The sequence below is a fragment of the Atopomonas sediminilitoris genome (assembly GCF_022601735.1).
GTDB classification, from domain to species: Bacteria; Pseudomonadota; Gammaproteobacteria; order Pseudomonadales; family Pseudomonadaceae; genus Atopomonas; species Atopomonas sediminilitoris.
Genome location: NZ_JAKUMM010000001.1, coordinates 158,276 through 178,985, shown reverse-complemented (window position 1 = coordinate 178,985; position 20,710 = coordinate 158,276). Strand labels below are relative to the sequence as shown.

Annotated in this window: 19 protein-coding genes; 14 read left to right on the top strand and 5 right to left on the bottom strand. The window is 56.6% G+C overall.

Going from position 1 to position 20,710, the window contains the following annotated elements; genetic code table 11:
• The first annotated feature begins 3 nt into the window (after positions 1-3).
• From prpC to prpF, 4 genes are all read left to right on the top strand, one after another.
• Positions 4-1,131: a bifunctional 2-methylcitrate synthase/citrate synthase gene (gene prpC, locus MKI83_RS00870; protein WP_241582773.1), complete on the top strand. Its 1,128-nt coding sequence runs from the start codon at positions 4-6 to the stop codon at positions 1,129-1,131.
• A gap of 90 nt (positions 1,132-1,221) precedes the next feature.
• Positions 1,222-3,822, top strand: coding sequence for a Fe/S-dependent 2-methylisocitrate dehydratase AcnD (acnD, locus tag MKI83_RS00865; protein WP_241582772.1), 2,601 nt, complete (start codon positions 1,222-1,224; stop codon positions 3,820-3,822).
• Between the two features lie 163 nt (positions 3,823-3,985).
• Positions 3,986-4,330, top strand: coding sequence for an endonuclease domain-containing protein (locus MKI83_RS00860; RefSeq protein ID WP_241582771.1), 345 nt, complete (start codon positions 3,986-3,988; stop codon positions 4,328-4,330).
• A 2-nt stretch (positions 4,331-4,332) separates the two neighbouring features.
• A complete protein-coding gene (prpF, locus tag MKI83_RS00855; protein WP_241582770.1) occupies positions 4,333-5,526 on the top strand; it encodes a 2-methylaconitate cis-trans isomerase PrpF in 1,194 nt (397 codons plus the stop codon).
• 63 nt (positions 5,527-5,589) lie between these two features.
• Here the strand turns inward: prpF and ppsR are convergent, their stop codons facing one another.
• Positions 5,590-6,408, bottom strand: a complete 819-nt coding sequence (ppsR, locus tag MKI83_RS00850) for a posphoenolpyruvate synthetase regulatory kinase/phosphorylase PpsR (RefSeq protein WP_241582769.1) — start codon at positions 6,406-6,408, stop codon at positions 5,590-5,592.
• Between the two features lie 168 nt (positions 6,409-6,576).
• On the opposite strand from ppsR, the gene ppsA reads away from it, so the two are divergent.
• The 9 genes from ppsA (at position 6,577) to MKI83_RS00805 (ending at position 14,775) form a co-directional block, all read left to right on the top strand.
• A complete protein-coding gene (ppsA, locus tag MKI83_RS00845) occupies positions 6,577-8,946 on the top strand; it encodes a phosphoenolpyruvate synthase (RefSeq protein WP_241583137.1) in 2,370 nt (789 codons plus the stop codon).
• A 72-nt stretch (positions 8,947-9,018) separates the two neighbouring features.
• A complete protein-coding gene (locus MKI83_RS00840) occupies positions 9,019-9,987 on the top strand; it encodes an alpha/beta fold hydrolase (protein ID WP_241582768.1) in 969 nt (322 codons plus the stop codon).
• Between the two features lie 2 nt (positions 9,988-9,989).
• Positions 9,990-10,289 (top strand): Rieske (2Fe-2S) protein, encoded by a 300-nt coding sequence (locus MKI83_RS00835; protein ID WP_241582766.1) that lies wholly within the window; start codon positions 9,990-9,992, stop codon positions 10,287-10,289.
• A gap of 24 nt (positions 10,290-10,313) precedes the next feature.
• On the top strand, positions 10,314-10,799 hold the full coding sequence (rraA, locus tag MKI83_RS00830) for a ribonuclease E activity regulator RraA (protein ID WP_241582764.1): 486 nt from the start codon (positions 10,314-10,316) through the stop codon (positions 10,797-10,799).
• A 7-nt stretch (positions 10,800-10,806) separates the two neighbouring features.
• Positions 10,807-11,799 carry a zinc transporter ZntB gene (locus MKI83_RS00825; RefSeq protein WP_241582762.1) on the top strand — a complete coding sequence of 331 codons (993 nt, stop codon included), beginning with the start codon at positions 10,807-10,809 and terminating at the stop codon, positions 11,797-11,799.
• Between the two features lie 79 nt (positions 11,800-11,878).
• Positions 11,879-12,121, top strand: a complete 243-nt coding sequence (locus MKI83_RS00820) for a CrfX protein (protein WP_241582760.1) — start codon at positions 11,879-11,881, stop codon at positions 12,119-12,121.
• A gap of 6 nt (positions 12,122-12,127) precedes the next feature.
• Entirely contained in the window at positions 12,128-12,952 is an 825-nt protein-coding gene (locus MKI83_RS00815) for a mechanosensitive ion channel family protein (protein ID WP_241582758.1), read from the top strand.
• Positions 12,953-13,052: 100 nt separating this feature from the next.
• Positions 13,053-13,646 (top strand): RNA polymerase sigma factor SigX, encoded by a 594-nt coding sequence (sigX, locus tag MKI83_RS00810; RefSeq protein ID WP_241582757.1) that lies wholly within the window; start codon positions 13,053-13,055, stop codon positions 13,644-13,646.
• Between the two features lie 79 nt (positions 13,647-13,725).
• Positions 13,726-14,775: an OmpA family protein gene (locus MKI83_RS00805; RefSeq protein ID WP_241582756.1), complete on the top strand. Its 1,050-nt coding sequence runs from the start codon at positions 13,726-13,728 to the stop codon at positions 14,773-14,775.
• A gap of 87 nt (positions 14,776-14,862) precedes the next feature.
• Here MKI83_RS00805 and MKI83_RS00800 read toward each other — a convergent pair whose 3' ends face one another.
• The gene (locus MKI83_RS00800; protein ID WP_241582755.1) at positions 14,863-15,444 is read right to left on the bottom strand and encodes a heme-binding beta-barrel domain-containing protein; all 582 of its coding nucleotides are present in this window, start codon (positions 15,442-15,444) and stop codon (positions 14,863-14,865) included.
• A gap of 17 nt (positions 15,445-15,461) precedes the next feature.
• Complete coding sequence (locus MKI83_RS00795) at positions 15,462-16,790, bottom strand: deoxyguanosinetriphosphate triphosphohydrolase (protein WP_241582754.1); 1,329 nt, start codon at positions 16,788-16,790, stop codon at positions 15,462-15,464.
• A 379-nt stretch (positions 16,791-17,169) separates the two neighbouring features.
• Here MKI83_RS00795 and MKI83_RS00790 point away from each other — a divergent pair, with 379 nt between their 5' ends.
• Positions 17,170-18,378: an ammonium transporter gene (locus tag MKI83_RS00790; RefSeq protein ID WP_241582753.1), complete on the top strand. Its 1,209-nt coding sequence runs from the start codon at positions 17,170-17,172 to the stop codon at positions 18,376-18,378.
• Positions 18,379-18,438: 60 nt separating this feature from the next.
• Here the strand turns inward: MKI83_RS00790 and MKI83_RS00785 are convergent, their stop codons facing one another.
• Both MKI83_RS00785 and MKI83_RS00780 read right to left on the bottom strand, forming a co-directional pair.
• On the bottom strand, positions 18,439-19,686 hold the full coding sequence (locus MKI83_RS00785) for an OprD family porin (protein ID WP_241582752.1): 1,248 nt from the start codon (positions 19,684-19,686) through the stop codon (positions 18,439-18,441).
• A gap of 137 nt (positions 19,687-19,823) precedes the next feature.
• A complete protein-coding gene (locus MKI83_RS00780; RefSeq protein WP_241582751.1) occupies positions 19,824-20,654 on the bottom strand; it encodes a TatD family hydrolase in 831 nt (276 codons plus the stop codon).
• Positions 20,655-20,710 lie beyond the last annotated feature (56 nt).

The following is a 20,710-nucleotide window of genomic DNA, read 5'->3' as shown; positions in this document are numbered from 1 at the left end:
ACCATGGCAGAAGCGAAAAAACTATCCGGCGCCGGCCTGCGCGGTCAGTCAGCCGGCGCAACCGCGCTATGTACCGTCGGTAAGACCGGCTCGGGCCTGACGTATCGCGGCTATGACATTCACGAGCTGGCACAAAAAGTTAGCTTTGAAGAAGTCGCCCACTTGCTGCTGAAGGGCGAGCTGCCCACGCAAACGGAGTTGGCGGCTTATGTCGCTAAGCTGAAAAACCTGCGAGCGTTGCCGGTGGCGTTAAAAGAAGTCTTGGAGCGCATTCCTGCTGACGCGCACCCGATGGACGTGATGCGCGCCGGTATTGCCGTGCTCGGCACGTTGGAAACCGAACACAGCTTTGCTGAGCAGGGCGATCAGGCCGACCGTTTGTTGGCGATTCTGCCGTCGATCATCTGCTACTGGTATCGCTTCAGTCACGATGGCGTACGCATTGAAACTGCGCTGGATGACGACAGCACAGGCTCACACTTCCTGCACATGCTGCGTGGCGAAAAGCCCAGCGAGTTGCATGCCAAGGTGATGAACGTATCGCTGATTTTGTACGCTGAGCACGAGTTCAACGCCTCAACCTTCACCGCGCGGGTGTGTGCTTCGACCTTGTCGGACATCCATAGCTGCGTCACCGGCGCTATCGGCTCGCTGCGTGGTCCGCTGCACGGCGGTGCCAACGAAGCGGCGATGGACATGATCCAGCAGTGGTCGTCAGCCGATCAGGCCGAGCAAGAAATCCTCGGCATGTTGGCGCGTAAAGACAAAATCATGGGTTTTGGTCACGCCATTTACAGCGAGTCAGACCCACGTAACGGCATCATCAAACAGTGGTCAGAAAAGCTAGCGCAAGACGTCGGCGACACCGTGCTGTACCCCGTCTCTGTGCGTTGTGAAGAGGTGATGTGGCGCGAGAAGAAGCTGTTCTGTAATGCGGACTTTTTCCATGCCAGCGCTTATCACTTCATGGGGATTCCGACCAAGTTGTTCACCCCGATCTTTGTCTGCTCGCGGGTGACCGGCTGGTGCGCGCATGTGTTCGAGCAGCGCGGCAATAACCGCATTATTCGCCCAAGCGCTGACTACATCGGCCCTGATGCGCGCGCTGTGCCGGATATTACGGCCCGCTAAGCTGCGCCCGAGCGCCAGCCATGCTGGCCGCTCGGTATTACCGCTGGCTCGACCCAATGCCTGATTTTGATGCCCGATTTGAGAGTGACCATGAATAGCCAATACCGCAAAAACCTGCCGGACACCGTGCTGGATTACTTCGATACCCGCGAAGCCGTCGAAGCGATTCGCTCCGGCGCTTATGACACCCTGCCGTACACCTCGCGCGTTTTGGCTGAGCAGTTAGTGCGTCGCTGCGAACCGGCACAACTGACCGATGCGCTTAAGCAAATTGTCGAGCGTAAGCGCGACTTGGATTTTCCGTGGTATCCGGCGCGCGTGGTGTGTCACGACATTCTCGGGCAGACCGCGCTGGTCGATTTGGCCGGCCTGCGCGATGCGATTGCCGAGAAAGGCGGCGACCCGTCGCAGGTCAACCCAGTGGTGCCGACTCAGTTGATCGTCGACCACTCGCTGGCGGTGGAATGCGGCGGTTTTGACCCGGATGCCTTCAGTAAAAACCGCGCGATTGAAGAGCGCCGCAACGAAGATCGCTTCCACTTTATTGAGTGGACCAAAACCGCGTTCAAAAACGTCGATGTGATCCCGGCCGGCAACGGCATCATGCATCAGATCAATCTGGAGAAAATGTCGCCGGTGATTCAGGTGCGTGAAGGCGTGGCCTTCCCCGATACCTGTGTCGGCACGGACAGCCACACTCCGCACGTGGATGCCTTGGGCGTGATCTCCGTCGGTGTGGGTGGTTTAGAAGCCGAAACCGTGATGCTCGGTCGCGCCTCGATGATGCGTTTGCCTGATATCGTCGGTGTCGAACTCACCGGCAAGCGTCAGCCTGGCATTACCGCCACCGACATCGTGCTGGCGTTGACCGAATACCTGCGTAAAGAACGCGTAGTCGGTGCCTATCTGGAATTCTTCGGTGCGGGCGTCAGCGGTTTGACCATTGGCGACCGCGCCACTATCTCCAACATGACGCCTGAGTACGGTGCGACCGCGGCGATGTTTGCCATCGACGGGCAAACCATTGATTACCTCAAACTGACAGGGCGCGAGCCGCAGCAAGTGGCGTTGGTCGAGCACTACGCCAAGGTCGCTGGCTTCTGGGGTGATGACTTAGGCAAGGTCGAGTACGAGCGTGTTCTGCGTTTCGACTTGTCGAGCGTCGGGCGTAATATTGCAGGCCCGTCTAATCCGCATGCCCGTGTAGCCACGCGTGATTTGGCTGCCAAAGGCATTGCCGGTGACTTGGCCGCGGCCCGCGCGCAAGAGGCCGAGGGTCTGATGCCGGATGGCGCGGTGATCATCGCCGCCATCACCAGCTGCACCAATACCAGTAATCCACGCAACGTGGTGGCTGCGGGCCTGTTGGCGCGCAACGCCAATAAGCTTGGTTTGCTCCGCAAACCGTGGGTGAAGTCGTCTTTTGCCCCGGGTTCGAAAGTCGCTGAACTGTATTTGAAAGAAGCCGGTTTGCTACCGGAGCTGGAACAGCTCGGTTTCGGCATTGTCGCGTTTGCCTGCACCACCTGTAACGGCATGAGTGGCGCGCTGGACCCTAAAATCCAGCAAGAAATCATCGAGCGTGATTTGTATTCCACCGCCGTGCTATCGGGTAACCGCAACTTCGACGGGCGCATTCACCCGTATGCCAAGCAAGCGTTTTTAGCCTCGCCGCCACTGGTGGTGGCTTATGCGATTGCCGGCACCATGCGTTTTGATATCGAAAACGACGTGCTCGGCGTGGCCGATGGCCAAGAGATCCGCCTCAAAGATATCTGGCCAAGCGATGAAGAAATCGACGCGATTGTCGGCGCACACGTTAAGCCTGAGCAGTTCCGCGAAATCTATATCCCGATGTTTGATCTGGGCACCATCGAGCCAGCCAAGAGCCCGCTGTACGACTGGCGTGAGATGAGTACCTATATTCGTCGTCCGCCCTATTGGGAAGGCGCGCTGGCCGGTGAGCGCAGCCTCAAAGGCATGCGTCCGCTGGCGGTGCTGGGCGACAACATCACCACGGATCACTTGTCACCGTCGAATGCGATTTTGGCCAGCTCCGCCGCCGGCGAATATTTGGCGAAAATGGGCCTGCCGGAGGAGGACTTCAACTCCTACGCGACCCACCGTGGCGACCACCTCACGGCGCAGCGCGCCACCTTCGCTAACCCCAAGTTGCTTAACGAAATGGTGCGCAACGCCGATGGCAGCGTGCAGCAAGGCTCGCTGGCGCGCATCGAGCCGGAAGGCAATGTGGTGCGCATGTGGGAGGCGATTGAAACCTACATGAACCGCAAACAGCCGCTGATCATTGTTGCCGGTGCCGATTACGGCCAAGGCAGCTCGCGTGATTGGGCGGCCAAAGGGGTGCGCTTAGCCGGTGTGGAGGCGATCGCTGCCGAAGGCTTTGAACGTATCCATCGCACCAACTTGATCGGCATGGGCGTGCTGCCGCTGCAGTTTAAGTCGGGTACCAACCGCGAAACCTTAGGGCTTGATGGCACTGAAACGTATGACGTTAGTGGTGAGCGTAAACCCGGTGCTGAGCTGACGTTGAGCGTGCATCGCGCTAACGGCGAAACGCTGACCGTGCCGATGATCTGCCGTTTGGACACTGCCGAAGAAGTGTCGATTTATGAAGCTGGCGGCGTGCTGCAACGCTTCGCACAGGACTTTTTAGACGGCAAGGCGTAAGGCGGGCCCTCACCCCAACCCCTCTCCCTCAGGAGAGGGGCTTATCGGCGTCACCAAGTTGTTCGGTGATTTTTTGGGGCAGATAGTTCAATAGGGCTTCTTTCATTCCCTCTCCCTCTGGGAGAGGGTTAGGGTGAGGGAAAAATAATCTACGAGGTGCGCTATGGATAGCCACTCTTTTGCCCGCCATCTGCGCCAGCGGATGACCGAGGCCGAACGCTGTTTGTGGTTACACCTGCGTGATCGACGTTTGCAGGGCTATAAGTTTCGCCGGCAGCATCCGCTAGGGTCTTATGTCTTGGATTTTGTCTGCCTAGAGGCGCGCTTGGTGGTCGAGGCCGATGGCGGTCAACATCAGGCCAACCATCACGATAGCCAGCGAGATGCGTGGTTGCAGGCCAATGGCTTTGTGGTTCTGCGGTTTTGGAATAACGATATTTTGAGCAACACCCAAGGCGTGCTGGCGGTGCTATCGCAAACCCTGCAAGCCCGCTGTGAGGAGAAATAAGCATGAGCTTTGCGGCACAAATCAAAATCCCCGCTACCTATATGCGCGGTGGCACCAGTAAAGGCGTGTTCTTTCGCCTGCAAGACCTACCCGCCAGTGCGCAAGTGCCGGGTGAAGCGCGCGACCGTTTGTTTATGCGCGTGATTGGTAGTCCTGACCCGTATGCCAAGCACACCGACGGTATGGGCGGGGCGACGTCCTCGACCTCCAAGTGCGTGATCTTGAGCAAAAGCAGCCAGCCGGATCACGATGTCGATTACTTGTATGGTCAAGTGTCGATCGACAGCGCGTTTGTCGACTGGAGCGGCAACTGCGGCAATCTGTCCACGGCGGCTGGGGCCTTTGCCATTCATGCAGGCTTGGTAGATGCCGCGCGGATTCCGCAAAACGGTGTCTGCGTGGTGCGCATTTGGCAGGCCAATATCCACAAAACCATCATCGCCCATGTGCCGATCCGTGATGGCGAAGTGCAAGAAACCGGCGATTTTGAGCTGGACGGCGTCACCTTTCCCGCGGCGGAAATCGTGCTGGAATTTCTTGATCCGGCCGAAGAGGGCGATGGTGAGGACGGCGGTTCGATGTTCCCAACCGGCAATCTGGTGGATCAGCTCGACGTGCCGGGCATCGGTGTATTGCCTGCGACTATGATCACTGCCGGTATCCCAACGGTCTTTGTGAATGCGGCGGATATTGGCTATCAAGGCACCGAGTTGCAGGAGTCAATCAACGGCGATCCGCAGGCTTTGGCACGCTTAGAGGCGATTCGTGTTGCCGGCGCTCTGCGCATGGGGCTGATCAAAACAGCCGACGAGGCCATCAAGCGTCAGCACACGCCAAAGATTGCTTTTGTCAGTGCGCCGCAAACTTATCAGGCCTCCAGTGGCAAAACCGTTGAGGCGGCCGAGGTTGATCTGTTGGTGCGGGCGCTGTCGATGGGCAAGCTGCACCACGCCATGATGGGCACTTGTGCGGTGGCCATTGGCACGGCGGCAGCGGTGCCCGGCACCTTGGTTAATCAGGCGGCCGGCGGCGGTGATCGTCAGGCGGTGCGTTTCGGTCATCCATCGGGCACCTTGCGCGTCGGCGCCGAAGCGGTGCAGGTTGACGGTCAGTGGACGGTGACCAAAGCCATTATGAGCCGCAGTGCGCGAATCCTGATGGAAGGCGCGGTGCGTGTGCCAGGCGATAGTTTTTAATCGTGCAATAGCAAAAAGGGCTGCTCTTTCGGGCAGCCCTTTTTATCGCGGTGGCGCGGTGGTTTATTTCAGGCGGCGTTCAACGCCCATTTCCACCAAGATTTTCGCGGCGATTTCTTCAACCGAAAAATGCGTTGAATTGATAAACGGGATGTTTTCGCGGCGGAACATGGCTTCTACTTCGCGCACTTCAAAGTCGCATTGATCGAAGCTGGCGTAGCGGCTATTGGGTTTGCGCTCGTTGCGGATGGCGTTAAGGCGATCGGCATCGATGGTCAGGCCGAAGATCTTGTGCTTGTAAGGCTTGAGGCTCGCTGGTAGCTGCAAGCGCTCCATGTCTTCTTCGGTCAGCGGGTAGTTGGCGGCGCGAATACCGTATTGCAGCGCCATGTACAGACAGGTTGGCGTTTTACCGCAGCGTGAAACACCGACCAGAATCAGGTCGGCTTTGTCATAAAAGTGTGTGCGGGCGCCGTCGTCGTTATCCATGGCGAAGTGCACGGCATCGATGCGCTCTTTATAACCGGCGTTGTTCTCAATCGAGTGCGACTTGCCGACGGAGTAGCTGGACTCCGTGCCTAGCTCTGCTTCTAGCGGCGATAAGAAGGTGGCGAAGATGTCCACCATAAAGCCGTGTGACTCGGCGATAACTTGGCGGATTTCTTTATTGACCACCGTGTCGAAGATGATCGGTCGAGCACCATCTTGCTCGGCAGCACGGTTGATTTGCTCAACAATGGCGCGGGCTTTTTCCGGTGTATCGATGTACGGACGGGTCAGTTTATCGAAGCGTGTGCTTTCAAACTGGGCCAGTAACGATTGACCTAAACCTTCGGCAGTAATGCCGGTGCCGTCTGAAATAAAGAATGCTGTGCGTTTCATGGGCCTTGGGCCTTAAGACAAAAAGGAAACTCGGCTATCATAGGCGGCGCTTTTACCAGCGCCATGTAGCGAATGGGCGGCATTGTTACTTATTTCGTCGCCCCAGGCCACATTCACCCACAGGTCGTGCCGGACCTGTTTCATCCAGACCCTAGGGGAGAGATCACCTTGGCAGAGTACGTAGTGTCCCTCGATAAGCTTGGTGTGCATGATGTAGAGCATGTCGGCGGCAAAAATGCATCACTGGGCGAGATGATCAGCAATCTTGCTAATGCTGGCGTTTCGGTGCCTGGTGGTTTTGCTACCACGGCTCAGGCTTATCGCGACTTCTTGGAACAGAGCGGTCTGAACGCGCGCATCAATGAAGTGCTTGATGCGCTGGATGTGGATGACATTGCCGCGCTAACCAAAGCCGGTGCGCAAATTCGCCAATGGGTGATGGATGCGCCGTTGCCTGCGCGTCTGGATCAAGAGATTCGCCAAGCCTTTGCCGCATTGGCCGGTGATAACGCCAATTTGGCGGTGGCGGTACGCTCGTCGGCAACGGCGGAAGACTTGCCCGATGCCTCCTTTGCCGGTCAGCAAGAAACCTTCCTGAATATCTGTGGTGTGGATAACGTCATCCATGCGGCAAAAGAAGTGTTTGCTTCTTTATTTAACGATCGCGCCATTGCTTACCGCGTACACCAAGGCTTTGACCACAAACTGGTCGCCTTGTCGGCCGGTGTGCAAAAGATGGTGCGCTCGGAAACGGGCACCGCCGGCGTAATGTTCACGCTGGATACCGAATCAGGCTTTCGTGACGTGGTGTTCATCACCTCGGCTTATGGCTTGGGTGAAACCGTGGTGCAGGGTGCGGTTAACCCTGACGAGTTCTATGTGCACAAGCACACGCTAAACGAAGGTCGCCCGGCTATTTTGCGCCGCAACCTGGGCAGCAAAGCGATCAAGATGGTTTACGGCGATGAAGCCAAAGCCGGTAAGTCGGTCAAAGTTGTGGATGTTGAGAAAGCCGAACGCGCGCGTTTCTCCATCACCGATGCTGAAGTTGAAGAACTGGCCAAGCAAGCACTGATCATCGAGCAACACTACGGTCGCCCGATGGACATCGAGTGGGCTAAAGACGGTGATGACGGCAAGCTGTACGTGGTGCAAGCGCGCCCCGAAACAGTGAAAAGTCGCGCCAGCGCCAGTGTGATGGAGCGCTACCTGCTCAAGGAAAAAGGCAAGGTCTTGGTTGAAGGCCGTGCCATCGGCCAGCGCATTGGCGCCGGCAAGGTCAAGGTTATTCACGACTTGGCCGAGATGGACAAAATTCAGCCCGGCGATGTGTTGGTGTCGGATATGACCGACCCCGATTGGGAGCCGATCATGAAGCGCGCCAGCGCCATCGTCACTAACCGTGGCGGTCGTACTTGTCACGCGGCGATTATCGCTCGTGAGTTGGGGATTCCCGCCGTGGTTGGCTGTGGCAACGCCACTGAACTGCTGAAGGATGGCCAAGCCGTCACCGTATCGTGCGCCGAAGGCGATACCGGCATGATCTACGAAGGCGAGCTGAACTTTGAGCTGCGCACCGACTCGGTCGATGCCATGCCCGAGCTGCCGTTTAAGATCATGATGAACGTCGGTAACCCCGATCGTGCCTTTGACTTTGCCCAGCTGCCCAACGAAGGCATTGGTCTGGCGCGCTTGGAATTCATCATCAATCGCATGATTGGCGTGCACCCCAAAGCGTTGCTGAACTTCAATAGCATTCCGCAAGACGTCAAAGACAGCGTGGAGCGCCGCATGGCCGGCTACGCCTCGCCAGTCGACTTCTACGTAGAGAAGCTGGTTGAAGGCATCAGCACCTTGGCCGCTGCGTTCTGGCCGAAGAAAGTGATCGTGCGCCTGTCTGACTTTAAGTCCAACGAATACGCCAACTTGATTGGCGGTAAGCTGTACGAGCCCGAAGAAGAAAACCCCATGCTGGGCTTCCGTGGTGCGTCGCGTTATATCAGCGAAACCTTCCGTGACTGCTTTGAGCTTGAGTGCCGTGCGCTGAAAAAAGTGCGCAACGACATGGGCCTGACCAACGTCGAAATCATGGTGCCGTTCGTGCGCACCTTGGGTGAGGCGGAGCAGGTGGTGGAGTTGTTGGCTACCAATGGCTTGCAGCGTGGCGACAACGGTCTGCGCGTAATCATGATGTGCGAACTGCCGTCGAACGCCTTACTGGCCGAAGAGTTCTTGGAATTCTTTGATGGTTTCTCGATTGGCTCTAACGACCTAACACAGCTTACGCTGGGCTTGGATCGTGACTCCGGTATTGTCGCGCACCTGTTTGATGAGCGTAATCCGGCGGTGAAAAAGCTGTTGGCCAACGCCATCTCAGCCTGTAACAAGGCTGGGAAATACGTCGGTATTTGCGGTCAAGGCCCGTCCGATCATCCTGATCTGGCCAAGTGGCTGATGGAGCAGGGTATCGATACGGTGTCGTTAAACCCTGATTCGGTGATGGAGACTTGGTTCTTCCTGGCCGGTCAGAAAGTTTAACGCGCCATAGTGTGCAGGCGGCTTGGCCGCCTGCAACGCTTCATTTTTGTCCTAACGGTTTGAGCCTCTGGCATGCAAAGTAGTAGTGCCCTGTTCCCTGTGACCTTGGCCAGCGCCGAGTTGTGCGCGGGCCTCAATGAAGACGTTTATCGCTTAAAGCCGGGCAATAGCCCCGACCCCAGCGTGACGTTGGCGGTCACGCGCCTGCAGCAAAGCAGCGGCGGTGTGCCGGTGGTCTTGCTGCATGGCAGTTTTTCCAATCGACGCTTTTGGTGCTCGCCGCGTGGCATCGGTTTGGGGGCTGAACTGGCGCGTGCTGGGTTCGATGTGTGGATTCCCGAGATGCGCGGCCATGGTTTGTCACCGCGTAATCAGGCCTATGACCACAACACTGTGGCCGACTATGCGCGTTATGACTTGCCGTCTATTGCAGCATTTGTCATGGAACAAAGTGGCGGGCAACGGCCGCACTGGATTGGCCACTCCTTGGGCGGCACAACCCTTGCTGCAGCGTTGGGCGGCGCTTATCTCACTGAGCATGAAATGGCCAGCGTGGTGCTGTTTGGCACACAGGTGAGTCGCGTGTACTGGCCGATTAAAATTCCGCCGCTGGCATGGGGTGGGCGTTTTGTGCTTAAACGCATGGGCTTGCTGCCGGGGCGGCGCTTAAAGCGCGGCCCCGAAGACGAGCCTTTAGGGCTGGGCCTTGAAGCGATTCGCTGGCATCAGCTGTTTGGGCGTTTTGGTGATGCGGATAAAGATTGGTGGTTTGGTTTAACCCAAGCCAAAGTGCCGATGTTAGCGTTTGCCGGTGAGGGCGATCATCAAGATCCGGCCTGGTGCTGCCGCAAGCTAGCGGCGCAGTACGGTGCATCACCGCGTTACTTTTTAAACTTAGGTGCGCAGACAGGGTTTAGTCATAACTTTGGCCATGTCGACATGTTGATTAGTCGTGCCGCGCAAGAGGAAGTTTGGCCTTTGGTGCAAGCCTGGCTTACCACGGGCGAGTGCGCGCACCCTAGCGTCGAGCGGCTGGACTAGCCATGTTTGTCGCACTCGAGCGCCTAATTAACCTTGAAGAAGGCTATCGACAGGTGTTTCGGGTGGCAGGGCGCGAGCTGCTGCTGATGGTTGTGGAACAACAGCCGTTACTGATCGATAACCGTTGTCCGCACATTGGCGCGCCATTAGCGAATGCCAGTCTGCAGGCCAACACACTGTGCTGTGCGCGGCATGGCGTGCGCTTTGATTTGCAGTCGGGTCAGGCGTTAGATGGGCAATGTCCCGCCCTGACCTTTTACCGCGTGGTTTATGAAGGCGATCGCCTAGGCGTCGACCTGTAATCTTCTCTGCTAAGGAGCAATAGCATGCAATACGTAACCCCTGATCTGTGCGATGCCTACCCTGACGTACAAGTGGTAGAGCCCATGTTTGGCAACTTTGGCGGTCGTGATTCGTTTGGCGGTCAGATTGTCACCGTTAAGTGCTTTGAAGATAACTCCATCGTTAAAGAGCAGGTCGATCAAGACGGTCGTGGCAAGGTCATGGTGGTGGATGGCGGTGGCTCGCTGCGTCGCGCACTGCTCGGCGACATGCTGGCGGAAAAAGCCGCGAAGAATGGCTGGGAAGGCATCATCGTCTACGGCTGTATCCGCGATGTTGACGTGATCGGGCAAACCGACTTGGGCGTGCAAGCGTTGGCGACCCACCCGATGAAAACCGACAAGCGTGGCATTGGTGACCTGAACGTTGCCGTGACCTTCGGCGGTGTGACCTTCAAGCCAGGTGAATACGTGTATGCCGATAATAACGGCGTGATCGTTTCGCCTACCGCGCTGAGCATGCCGGAGTAATACGGCGATGGTCGATGCGCCGCAAGCAACGGGGTTGATTTTTGGTGGCGTGCTGGATGGACGCGGCGGCTTTGCCAGCCAGTTGGATGACTTGCCTACGCAGCAGCCTACCCAAGCACTCACCCAGCCGTTATGGCTGCACCTCGAGCGCACCCATGCTGCGGCGCAACAGTGGTTGCACACTGAAAGCGGTTTAACCCCGTTTGTGTGTGATCTGTTGTTGGAAGAAAACACCCGCCCGCGCTTGGTGCGGGTGGGCAGTGATGCGCTGTTGGTGTTTTTGCGTGGGGTCAATCTAAACCCAGGCGCTGACATGGAAGACATGGTCAGCTTGCGCATTTATGTGGATCGCCACCGCTTGCTGACGCTGCGCCATCGTCCGTTAAAAGCGGCGGTCGATACGCGCGAAATGCTATTGGCGGGCAAAGGCGCGCGCTCATTGGCTGAGTTGTTGCTGGATTTGGCTGAAAACCTCAATCAGCGCATCGATCAAAGCTTGCTCGAGGTCTCGGATCAGGTGGATGAACTCGAGGCGCGAGCTGATGAGGAGGCGGTCAGTTTTCATCAGTGCTCCTTAGCGCTGCATCGTCGGCGAGTCGCGGCGTTACGCCGCTTTTTGGGCCCGCAGCGCGATATCTTCAATCAACTGCACGAGCTAGGTGCCGATTGGTTTGATAGCACTCAGAGTAAACGCTGGAATGAGCTGCACAACGACTTAACCCGTCATGTGGAGGAGCTCGACCTGCTGCGCGAACGCATCGGCTTTCTGCAGGAGCTGCAACAGCGCTTCATGGCCGAGAAGATGAACCGCACGTTATATGTGCTAGGGATCGTTACCGCGCTGTTCTTGCCGCTCGGTTTTGTCACGGGTCTGCTGGGGATTAACGTTGGCGGTATGCCTGGCGCACAAAGTCCGTGGGGCTTTTGGATTGCACTGGGCATCATGCTGACGCTCAGTACCGTACAGCTGTTGGTGTTTAGGCGCTTACGCTGGATTTGATCGCTGCAAAAACCGTTAAAGGTGTGACGCGCTAGGCGTTAGCTGCGTCAGAATCGCGGATTTAAACGAGGAAAACTGGGTGGATCCTTTCGAATCATCGCTGCGCGAATTACTGGGCAAGGACACTGAGTCGGTCGAAGTTGAAGACCGCCGCCTTGATCGCGTGTTGCGAAAAGCCAACCGTCAGAGTGGCTTTGCGGATTTGTTGGAAATGCTAGGTCATGCGATTGAGGCTTTGTTTATCGGCTTCTCGCGTGCCTCGACCCAAATGAACACTGCGCGCGAGCAAAAGAATCGCGCCGAACAAGCTTCTAAGGAGTAAGCGGCAATGCCGTTGGATATCTGGACGCAAGGCCTTGTATCAGCCATGACCACCCTGTGGGGCAAGATTGCCGCCTTTATCCCTAACTTGCTGGGCGCTGTGGTGCTGGTGATTTTGGGCTTTGTGGTGGCCAAGTTGCTGGATGCCTTAATCACCAAAGTGCTGGCAAAGTTAGGCTTAGATCGCCTGATGACTGGCTCCGGTGTGGATAAGCTGCTCAAGCGCATTGGCGTAGGTATTCCGGTTTCAGCACTAACGGGCAAAGTGATTTACTGGTTTATCGTGCTGGTGTTTGCGGTTTCTGCGGTCGAAGTGCTGGGGCTTGATCGTGTCTCCAATATGCTGGACAGCGTGGTGCTGTACCTGCCCAAGCTGTTTTCCGCGGTGTTGCTGATGCTGGGCGGTACCTTATTGGCACATTTTGCTTACAACGTCTCTAAAGGTGCCGCTGAGGGGATAGGCCTAGATTACGCCCATGCGATGGGGCGGTTGTCCCAAGGCTTAGTACTAATCATCACAATCTCCGTGGCCATCAGCCAGTTACAAATTAAAACCGAACTGCTGAATTTGGTGATTGCGATCGTCTTGGTCACCTTCGGTCTGGCAGCCGCTTTGTCGATCGGTTTGGGCAGTCGCCAAGTGGCCAGTCAAATCCTTGCCGGTATCTATATTCGTGAGCTGTATGAGGTCGGTGAAGAAATTACCTTGGATGCAGTTTGCGGTGAAATTGAAGAAATCGGCACAGTAAAAACCGTGTTGTTGTTGGCCTCAGGAGAGCGACTAACTATACCCAACCGCCTGTTGTTAGAAGGTTGTGTAAAAAGCCGCTGAAGTGTGTTGCAAAAGCAGCCATAATTCCCTAATTTACGCCGCCAATAACACCCAAGGTGCTTTTGGTGGCGCTAATTCGCCAGCAGACAAGTAGAGCGTCTTGAAGAAGTCTCACCCACTTTCTCTGCGATACAACCCTCGTGATCTTACCGATGAGGAGTTGGTCGAGCGGGCCAACGCAGAGCTTGTCCATGTGACAACCGCTTATGAAGAGTTGATGCGTCGTTACCAGCGTGTCCTTTTCAGTGTCTGTGTGCGCTATCTTGGCAATGAGCGCGATGCTGACGACGTGTGTCAAGAAGTCATGCTGAAGGTGTTTCATGGCTTGAAGCACTTTGAAGGCAAGTCCAAATTCAAGACTTGGCTGTACAGCATCACGTACAACGAGTGCATCACCCAGTACCGCAAAGAGCGGCGTAAAAAACGTTTGGTGGAAGCGCTGACCTTAGAGGTCACTGACGATGAGCCAACAGAAGAAAGCGCCCCGTTATCCATGGAGCGCGGCGGACTGGATAGATGGTTAGATCAGGTCAACCCGATTGACCGCGAGATTTTAGTGTTGCGTTTTGTCGCTGAGCTCGAGTTCCAAGAGATCGCAGACATTATGCACATGGGGTTAAGTGCCACTAAAATGCGCTACAAGCGCGCACTTGACCGCTTACGCGATAAGTTTGCAACGCAAACGGCCAGCTAGGAGCTGCGCCCGCTGAGCAAGCTTAAGTGTGATGGCCTTACATGTGGTGAGGCTGTTTTTTACTTGAGAGGGGATACACATGAAACTGAAAAGCACCCTTGGCCTGGTAATCGGCTCGCTGATCGCCATGTCTACTTTGCCGGCTCTGGCTCAGGGCCAGGGCGCAGTGGAGATGGACGTTTTTGCTAAGCGTTACTTCACCGACAGTTCACGCGATACCACTGACGGTAACCTGTACGGCGGCAGCATTGGCTACTTCCTGACCGAAGACCTGTCTCTGAACCTGAGCCACGGCGTTTACAAGAGCCTGGACTCTAACGACAGCCTGGTTGGCGAGTCGGACAAAGAGAAAGTCAACGGCCACCTGACCGGTCTGGATGCGGTTTACCACTTTGGTACTCCGGGCCCGCGCGCCCTGCGTCCTTACGTTTCTACCGGCTTTGCCCACCAAGAGCTGGATAACACCTACACTCGCGGTCAAGACACCACCACCATGTTCAACTTGGGTGCTGGCGTTAAGTACTACCTGAGCGAAAACGTACTGCTGAAGACCGGCGTGGACGTGATGCACGGTCTGGACAACGGTCAGACTGAGTGGATGGCTGGCGTAGGTCTGGGTGTTAACCTGGGCGGCAGCAAGCCAGCTCCGGCGCCAGCACCGGTTGAAGTGTGCAGCGACTCGGACAACGATGGCGTGTGTGACAGCGTTGATAAGTGCCCTGACACCCCGGCTAACGTGACTGTGGACGCCGATGGCTGCCCAGCCGTTGCTGAAGTGATCCGTGTTGAGCTGGACGTTAAGTTCGACTTCGACAAGTCTGTGGTTAAGCCGGAAAGCTACGAAGACATCCAGAGCCTGGCTGACTTCATGAAGCAGTACCCGCAAACCACTACCACTGTTGAAGGTCACACTGACGCCGTGGGTAGCGATGCTTACAACCAGCAGCTGTCTGAAAGCCGCGCTAATGCTGTGCGTGATGTTCTGGTTAACCAGTACGGCGTAGAAGCTGAGCGTGTAGGCGCTGTCGGTCACGGCGAAGCACAACCTGTTGCGGATAACGCTAGCAACGAAGGTCGTGCGCTGAACCGTCGTGTTGAAGCTGAGGTAGAAGCTCAAGCCAAGCAGTAATGGCCTGAGTCGCGGCGGGCGTTAAGCCGCCGCAACAAAAAACCCGCAGCCTGAGCTGCGGGTTTTTTTATGCTTTGTATTTATTGTTTAGTCTTCGGCGCGCGTTAGCCGATTGATGTCGGTGTGCTCAAAGGTGCGGCCATAAATTTCTAGCACGGTGGTTTGTTTGTAGATCAGGCTGTCGCCCTGCAGGGTGAATGTGCGCTCAAACGATACCGTACGCGCCTTATCGCGCAGAAAGGGCGACTGAGCGATTGGCCAGTCGGCATCTCCAAGCGCAGCCTTAACGTGCAAAATGGTGCTGTCTTGCCCGTCGCTTGAGCCTTCCTCGGCGCTTCCGCCGGCGGTGATGCTAATGCCGCGTGGAATGGCAAAGCAGTTCATCAGCAGTTGATTGTCGTCGTCCCAGATCCAGTAGCCTGATTCATCGTGGAAGATTTTGTCGTTGCTTTTGCGGCTGACGAGCTGCCGATAATGCACGGCGACCAGTTCCTGCTCTTCGGCGTTATCAACATCATCGGCGCTGCTGAAGGTGATGATTTCGTAATACGGGCTGCGCTCTTCGCCGTCCGGCTCGGGGGATTTATCAACGCCTTTGTCGCCAATCCAAGTGCCGAGTAGGCCGGTTAGGGGGCCAAAGTCGATAGCGTCGGTGGGGGTGTCACTCATTGGCTGTCTCTCTTGAGTTAAAGGGTGTTGTTGCCAACCAGACCTTGCGCCATGTGTGCGGCGTAGCTGTCGGTCATGCCGGCGATGAAGTCAATCACGCGTAGTAGCGCGGTGTAAGGGTCGGCACCTGGCTGAGGGGCATTATTGCCCATTAAGTCGAGGGTGCGGCGATGGCGAAAGCTCAGCTCTTCGCTGCGTGATTGCGCTAGGCTGGCTGTGGTAAAGGCTTCGAGCAATACCTCTAGGGTGCGGTAGGCGCCAATCTCGTGCAGGGTTTTGCGCTTGTCTTGGAAAATTTTCTGGCGGGCTAACTCTTTGGCTTTGAGGACACAGCGCTTGGCGCGTTCATGCATGTGCTCGACTAAGTCGCCTTTAAGTTCGCCGTTGAGTAGAGCGGGTTGTTGCGCCACGAAAGCGTCGGCGGCGGCATTGGTTAAATGCTCGATGGCTTTGCCACGCAGAATCGCCAGTTTGCGGCGGATCGAATCATGCTCGCCGAGTTGACGGTAAGTTTGCGGCAGGTCATCACCGACCAGGTCCAGCAGTAATGCTTCGACTTCGGGATAGTCCAGTAGCTCCATTTCTAGACCATCTTCAAGGTCAATCAGGCCGTAGCAGATGTCATCGGCGGCCTCCATCAAGTACACCAAGGGGTGGCGTGCCCAGCGATTAGGGGCCACTTCGGGTAGGCCTAGGCGTTCAGCAACCTGTTTAAGCAGAGGTAGCTCGGATTGATAGCAGCCGAATTTGTGCTTCTTGTAGCCTTGGGTGTCCGCGTGGCTGGCCGTCCACGGATACTTCAGATACGTGCCGAGGGTGGCGTAAGTCAGGCGCATGCCACCGTCGAACTGGTGGTACTCCAGCTGCGTCAGCACGCGAAAGCCTTGCGCATTGCCTTCGAAGTGCAGCAAGTCATCACGCTCGTGCTCAGCCAGTTGATCGAGCAGGCCTTGGCGGTGCGCCTGCTGGAACCAGTTGCGGATGGCATCTTCGCCCGAGTGGCCATAGGGCGGGTTGCCAATGTCATGGGCCAAACAGGCTGATTGCACGATAACGCCCAGATCAGCCGGCGAGCACCAGCTGGGCATGTCGTTGCGTAAGATCTCACCGACTCGCATGCCCAACGAGCGACCAACGCAGCCCACTTCAAGGCTGTGGGTGAGGCGGGTGTGGATGTGGTCATTGCTGGCCACGGGGTGTACTTGGGTTTTGCGGCCAAGCCGGCGAAATGCGCCGGAGAAAATCACACGGTCGTGGTCTTTATGAAACGGGGTGCGGCCGAGTTCTTCGCTGCCTTGCGAGGCTTTGCCCAAGCGTTCGCGGCAGAGCAGGGTAGTCCAGTCCAAGTGTCCTCCTAAGTTGGCCGAGCTTTACGCAAGCTTAGCGGCTTGTGGCGCGCGGATAAATCATCGAAACCACTTTGTTATTGCGCTAAATAGGTGCGCACTGGCCTTTGCCGGCATGCTTTGTGCTTGATCGTGGTGCTTGCTGTGGAAAAGTGCGTGCACTGAGTCGGTGCTTGATCTGCAGCGAAGTATAGAAAACCTATAAAACAGTTGATTAACAAGGCTTTGTGGGGCTGGAGTGCAGCGCTGACTGTGCTCCAGATAGGCGAAACGCGGGTGTCGCGGTTGCTGGCTTTGCATAATTGATGCACCTAAAGGGTGCTTTGATTGAGTTGGTGATGCTTCCTGGTGCGCAAAGCAATTGCGGGGAACAAACGTAATGGAAAACTTGCACAGTGCTGTGGAAACCCTGGTCCACGGCTCGAACACGCTGTTTATCTTGATGGGCGCGATCATGGTGCTGGCCATGCACGCTGGTTTTGCTTTCTTGGAAGTGGGCACTGTTCGCCTGAAAAACCAAGTGAACGCGCTGTCAAAGATCATCAGTGATTTTGCTGTTTCAACCTTGGCCTACTTCTTTATCGGTTACTGGGTGGCGTATGGCGTGACCTTTATGGCGCCTGCTGCTGAGCTGACCGGTGAAAACGGTTATGCCTTGGTGAAGTTCTTCTTTTTGCTGACCTTTGCGGCGGCAATTCCGGCGATTATCTCCGGCGGCATCGCCGAGCGGGCACGCTTCGTTCCGCAGTTGGTGGCAACGGCGCTGGTGGTGGCTTTTGTTTATCCCTTCTTTGAAGGCATGATTTGGAACGGCAACTACGGCTTCCAAGGCTGGCTTGAAGCGCAGTTTGGTGCCGGCTTCCATGATTTTGCCGGCTCTGTTGTGGTGCATGCGGTGGGTGGCTGGCTGGCCCTTGGCGCGGTGCTGATGCTGGGGCAGCGCAATGGCCGTTATCGCGATGGTCGTGTGGTGGCTTTTGCGCCGTCGAACATTCCGTTCTTGGCGCTGGGCTCATGGATCCTCATTGTCGGCTGGTTTGGCTTTAACGTGATGAGCGCGCAAACCGTTGAGGCAATCAGCGGCTTGGTGGCCGTGAACTCGTTGATGGCCATGGTCGGCGGCACCATTGCCGCGCTGGTGGTGGGCCGTAATGACCCGGGCTTCTTACACAACGGCCCGTTGGCTGGCCTAGTTGCCGTGTGTGCCGGTTCAGACTTAATGCACCCTGTTGGTGCGTTGGCGACAGGTTTGGTGGCCGGTGCCTTGTTTGTGTTTACCTTCACCCTGACTCAGAACCGTTGGAAGATCGACGATGTGCTGGGTGTATGGCCGCTGCATGGCCTGTGCGGCGTGTGGGGCGGCATTGCCTGTGGCATCTTCGGTCAAGAGGCGTTAGGTGGTTTGGGCGGTGTTAGCTTTGCCAGCCAGTTGGTCGGTTCGGCAGCGGGCGTGGCGATTGCTTTGGTCGGTGGTTTGCTGATTTACGGCGGCTTGAAAGCGGTTGTTGGCATTCGCTTGGATCAAGAGCAAGAGTTCAACGGTGCTGATTTGTCGATTCACAAGATCGGTGCGATCAGCGACGACTAATGCCTCATCGCTAACCAAAAGCCCGGCCTTGTGTGCCGGGCTTTTTCTTGGTGTGTCGCTTTACAGTAAGGGCACGGTGTAGGAGACGATCAAGCGGTTTTCATCCAAGTCGCCGGCGGCGTCCGAGCGCACCATAGCGTTGCGCCAACGGAAACCGAGGTTCTTGAAGGTGCCTTCTTGAATGGTGTAGCTCACGTCGATGTCACGCTCCCACTCTTGCGCATCATTCTTCGTGCTGGTGCTGAAGTTGTCACCGCTGACATAGCGCACAAAGGCAGCCAAGCCGGGCACGCCGTAGTTGGCAAAGTTGATGTCGTAACGCGCTTGCCAGGACTGCTCGTCAGCACGGGTGAAATCCAGAATTTGAATGTAGTTGACGATGTAGGGATCGGTTTCTTGCAGAAACGGGAAGGGGTTCTTGCCGTCGCTGTCTTGATAGCCCACGGTGAATTTATGAGCGCCGGTGGCGGCGCTGAGGTTCACTGAGGTCAGTTCGTTATCAATCTTGCCGCCGAGCTTGTTGCCGTTGTCGCTGGAGTCAAACCAAGCGAGGTTTAGGCCAAAGTTCCAGTCGCCCACAGCTTGGTTGTGTATCAGGTTGAGCATGGATTGATCGTAGATGTCTTCCAGCTCGCCGTACCAAGCGCCCACTTTGGTGGTGCTGGTGATGGCGTAATCGCCGCCGGCAAAGTTGTAGCGATCGCTGCCTTTGCTGGTTTTGTAGTTGCTGGCGCGGATGTCTTCTAGGTTGGTCGAGTCGCGGAAGTTGACTTCGCGCAGTTGACCGCCGTTGAGGCTCAGGCCGTCGACTTCCATCGAACTCAGCAGGCCACCGGTAAAAAATTGCGGCAACAGGCGTGAATCACCGGAGGAAACGATGGGTAACTTGGGCATCAAGCCGCCCACTTTGAGTTCGGTTTTCGACAGTTTCGCTTTCACCGCGCCGGTCGCTTCTGAGTAGGCCCCTGGGCCTTCGTCGCCGTAGCTGTTTGGCAGCAGGTTAGAGCCGGCACGTTCGTCACTGCTATCGAGCTTCAAACCGAGCCCTGCGTACACATCCAAGCCAAAGCCAACGGTGCCTTCGGTGTAGCCCGATTCGGCTTTGAAGATAAAGCCTTGCGCCCATTCTTCACGCTTGGATTGCTTGTTAGAGGCTACGTCGCGAAAGTCACGGTTAAAGTAGAAGTTGCGCAGTTGCACGCTGGCTTTGCTGTCTTTAATAAAGTCGGCCTGAGCTAGGCTAGGCAGCAACACGCCTGCACTTAAAGCGCCAAGGACAATAGCGCGTGCCAAGGGGGATCGTTGCATCTTGTTGTTCTCCTCGATCTTGCTGTGCGGTGCGCTCAACGTGAGCGCAGTGATTGGCGCAGCCACTAAAGCATGACTGCTCAGTCACAGGCATTTAGACCTTTGGTTGAGAACAGGGTGGGCAGCGGTCGACCCGCTTAGTGTTCGGGCGTTGCTTCCCTCAGTGGCAAGGCGGCAAAGCCAAACAATTGCTGTGCCGCTTGCGTGGTGTGCGCCGCCAGCGCTGGTGCGGTTTCGCCGCGTAAACGGGCGATTTCCTGAGCAATCCACGTCAGGTACTGCGGCTCGTTGCGGTTGCTTTTGGGTTTGGGCCGCAGGCTACGTGGCAGTAGGTAGGGGGCGTCGGTTTCTAGTAACAAACGGCCGCTGGGGATGTTCTTGACCAAGCCTTGCAGGTTTTGCCCGCGGCGTTCGTCGCAAATCCAGCCGGTGATGCCGATGTGTAAATCCAAATCCAGATAGGCGTATAACGCAGCTTTGTCGCCGGTAAAGCAGTGCACGACGGCACCGTTTAGCGCATCGCGGTATTCGCGGACAATGCCGAGCAATCGTTCGCTGGCGTCGCGTTCATGCAAGAACACCGGCTTGCCGAGCTCGGCGGCCAGTTCCAGTTGCGCGTGTAAGGCGTGCTCTTGCTGCGGACGTGGCGAGAAGTCGCGGTTGAAGTCCAGGCCGCATTCACCCACGGCACGCACGCGGCTGTGCTGATGCAGGGTCTTGAGTTCGCTCAGGGTGGTGCTGTGCCAGCTTTTGGCATCATGCGGATGGGCGCCAGCTGTGCACAGCAAACGCTGCGCTGGCGGGTCGAGTTGCTCGGCCAGCGCCAGCACGGCGGCGCTTTCCGTCAGACTGGTGCCGGTTAATAACCATTGCCCGACACCGGCAGCGATGGCGTCAGCCAGTAAAGTGGCGTGACGATCATCAAACTGGCTGTTGCTAAGATTGACGCCAATGTCGATCAGTTGCATGGTGCGCTCCGGCTGTGCGGTAAAAAAGCGCGCGCAGCTTAGCATGGCTGCTGAAC

Excerpts from the sequence above, each read along its gene's own strand:
- prpC (WP_241582773.1), top strand. The coding sequence starts at position 4 with ATGGCAGAAGCGAAAAAACTATCCGGCGCCGGCCTGCGCGGTCAGTCA.
- acnD (WP_241582772.1), top strand. The coding sequence starts at position 1,222 with ATGAATAGCCAATACCGCAAAAACCTGCCGGACACCGTGCTGGATTAC.
- MKI83_RS00860 (WP_241582771.1), top strand. The coding sequence starts at position 3,986 with ATGGATAGCCACTCTTTTGCCCGCCATCTGCGCCAGCGGATGACCGAG.
- prpF (WP_241582770.1), top strand. The coding sequence starts at position 4,333 with ATGAGCTTTGCGGCACAAATCAAAATCCCCGCTACCTATATGCGCGGT.
- ppsR (WP_241582769.1), bottom strand. The coding sequence starts at position 6,408 with ATGAAACGCACAGCATTCTTTATTTCAGACGGCACCGGCATTACTGCC.
- MKI83_RS00840 (WP_241582768.1), top strand. The coding sequence starts at position 9,019 with ATGCAAAGTAGTAGTGCCCTGTTCCCTGTGACCTTGGCCAGCGCCGAG.
- MKI83_RS00835 (WP_241582766.1), top strand. The coding sequence starts at position 9,990 with ATGTTTGTCGCACTCGAGCGCCTAATTAACCTTGAAGAAGGCTATCGA.
- rraA (WP_241582764.1), top strand. The coding sequence starts at position 10,314 with ATGCAATACGTAACCCCTGATCTGTGCGATGCCTACCCTGACGTACAA.
- MKI83_RS00825 (WP_241582762.1), top strand. The coding sequence starts at position 10,807 with ATGGTCGATGCGCCGCAAGCAACGGGGTTGATTTTTGGTGGCGTGCTG.
- MKI83_RS00815 (WP_241582758.1), top strand. The coding sequence starts at position 12,128 with ATGCCGTTGGATATCTGGACGCAAGGCCTTGTATCAGCCATGACCACC.
- MKI83_RS00805 (WP_241582756.1), top strand. The coding sequence starts at position 13,726 with ATGAAACTGAAAAGCACCCTTGGCCTGGTAATCGGCTCGCTGATCGCC.
- MKI83_RS00800 (WP_241582755.1), bottom strand. The coding sequence starts at position 15,444 with ATGAGTGACACCCCCACCGACGCTATCGACTTTGGCCCCCTAACCGGC.
- MKI83_RS00790 (WP_241582753.1), top strand. The coding sequence starts at position 17,170 with ATGGAAAACTTGCACAGTGCTGTGGAAACCCTGGTCCACGGCTCGAAC.
- MKI83_RS00785 (WP_241582752.1), bottom strand. The coding sequence starts at position 19,686 with ATGCAACGATCCCCCTTGGCACGCGCTATTGTCCTTGGCGCTTTAAGT.
- MKI83_RS00780 (WP_241582751.1), bottom strand. The coding sequence starts at position 20,654 with ATGCAACTGATCGACATTGGCGTCAATCTTAGCAACAGCCAGTTTGAT.